Annotated in this window: 2 protein-coding genes; both read right to left on the minus strand. The window is 36.2% G+C overall.

All coding sequences use genetic code 11. The features are described from left to right. Window positions 1–711 precede the first annotated feature (711 nt). Window positions 712–1,044, minus strand: a complete 333-nt coding sequence (gene eif1A, locus EO93_RS02370) for a translation initiation factor eIF-1A (protein WP_048161001.1) — start codon at window positions 1,042–1,044, stop codon at window positions 712–714. A gap of 236 nt (window positions 1,045–1,280) precedes the next feature. After that, a complete protein-coding gene (locus tag EO93_RS02375; RefSeq protein WP_048160999.1) occupies window positions 1,281–1,463 on the minus strand; it encodes a CxxC-x17-CxxC domain-containing protein in 183 nt (60 codons plus the stop codon). Window positions 1,464–2,044 lie beyond the last annotated feature (581 nt).

The raw sequence follows: 2,044 nt of genomic DNA on the forward strand, positions 1-2,044 counted from the left end.
AGGTTGTCTTGTGCATTTCTCTGGGAGCGCCGAAATTGGAATTAGAATTTCCTCTGAAGTTTCTGTCATTAAAAGCCATATTTGTTTCACCTTTGGTTTTAGTTGTTAGTTAATTGTTCAAAAATAAGATTGTATAGAACTCTTTGATTAAAAACAAAAATTGGTTTTTAATAACAGATGATTATACGTCTCTTTATTTATCAACACACATACATGGCACCTATAATATATAAATATATCCATACAAATGAAAGCACACTCTTTCAAATGAGAGAACAACTTCCAGACCAGGTTCTGGAACAGATAAAAGTGCTGAAATTCTAATTCTGGCTGATTATGGATAAAGGACAAAGCTTATCGGGCCTGCAAAGTGCTTCTTCTAAATCTAAAAAAGCTCGCAGGTTTTCGAGATCTCAATATCTACAAAAGGATTAGGGAAAGAGTGAGGTAGACCACCGGCAGGAAAAATATATTCGTATAGAAATAAGAGGGAATAACAAAAATTTCAGCGTCCTTCTTTAGTAATAATAAATATTACAGAGTGGAATATAGAAATAAGTTGTCGTTAAATAAGTTGTCGTTTATAGAACTTTGTCCGCATCAACATCGATGCGATCCTGCAGAAAAGCAAAATATGGATTTCAGGCATCTTTTTCAGATACCTTTATTTCAGATACCTTTATCAGGCATCTTTATTCTGATACCTTTAAATCAGTACTTAATGTAGCCTTTACGCTCAAGCCATTCGACCTGGGGCCTTGTGTATTTCCAGATTACTTCGGCTTTGGAGTCCTGAACTTCCCAGGGATTGGCTATGACAATGTCGCCTTCACGGATCCACATTCTCTTCTTTTTAGAGCCTGGAATCCTGCCCATGCGGACAACGCCGTCCATACACTGAAGTGTTACCCTTTTCGCGCCGAGTAAACACGCAACCGTTGCCAGGACTTCATTTCTGTCCTTGCGAGGAGTTCGTACCCTGGATACTTCAGAGGTATCTCCTGAGTTTACTGGTCTTGTGGTTCCTAATTTTCTTTTTCTAATTGTGCTTCTGTAGTTTGCCAAATTAATTCCTCTTTAATGGATTTTTATTTTTGTATAGTTCAATATTGAATAATTAGTACAGGTTCTCATTTTCAATGCCGGTTTATCTTACTTTCCCCTACCGCACGAGGTGGAAATAAGTAAAGAAACAAAGAGAATAAACCAAAAAAACAAAAAGATGAATCAGGCGTTAATGTAAACTTAATTACAAGATTAACACCTGATGCAGATTATCGTTAGAATTTCTTGTGGTTAGGAAAACATTCCCTGCAGTATACTGGCCTGCCTTCGGTGGGTTTGAACGGTACTTCGGTCTCAACACCGCAGTCAGAGCAGGTTACTTTCGTCATTTCCCTTGGTCCGTTGTTACCACGGAAACCTCCGGAATTTCCCCTGAAATTTCTGTCATTAAAAGCCATTTTCGTTTCACCTCCGCTTTAGCGGATAGTCAATAATATAAAAACAAGATTGTATAGACCCTTAGATTAAAAACAAAAATTGGTTTTTAATAACAGATTATACATCTCTTTATTTTCAATACATATACTACACAGTCAAATTATATAAATGCATCCATACAAATGCACATAAACTCTCTCAAATGAGAGAACTCTTTTTAGACATGGATTTCAGAGGAGATAACAGCCCATTTTTTGATAACTTTTGAAACCAGGGTTACTTGAAAAATTTTCAACATGATTTGAAACAGCTATTCTATGCCACAAATCATATTGATTATCTAAAAAACAGCCCAGAGGGAAATCTATCTATGAAGGGCAAAAATGATCAGGTATGGAAATTGCTACTTCTAGACCTGCAAAGGCTCTCAGTTTTTCGAGATTTCAGATTTTTAAAAAAGATTCGAGGAAGATTGGAGTAAACCGTCGGAAGGAAAAATATATTTTAACCTGACTTTGACAGTTAGATAAAAATAAGTGCTCTCTATTTTGTGTAATTCGGTCAAATGAACATCACAAAACAGAGAGCATTCCCTACAATT

The sequence above is a fragment of the Methanosarcina sp. 1.H.A.2.2 genome, assembly GCF_000979975.1.
Lineage (GTDB): Archaea > Halobacteriota > Methanosarcinia > Methanosarcinales > Methanosarcinaceae > Methanosarcina.

Bases quoted from the DNA above. Each gene is read 5' to 3' on its own strand.
- EO93_RS02375 (WP_048160999.1), bottom strand. From the start codon at position 1,463: ATGGCTTTTAATGACAGAAATTTCAGGGGAAATTCCGGAGGTTTCCGT.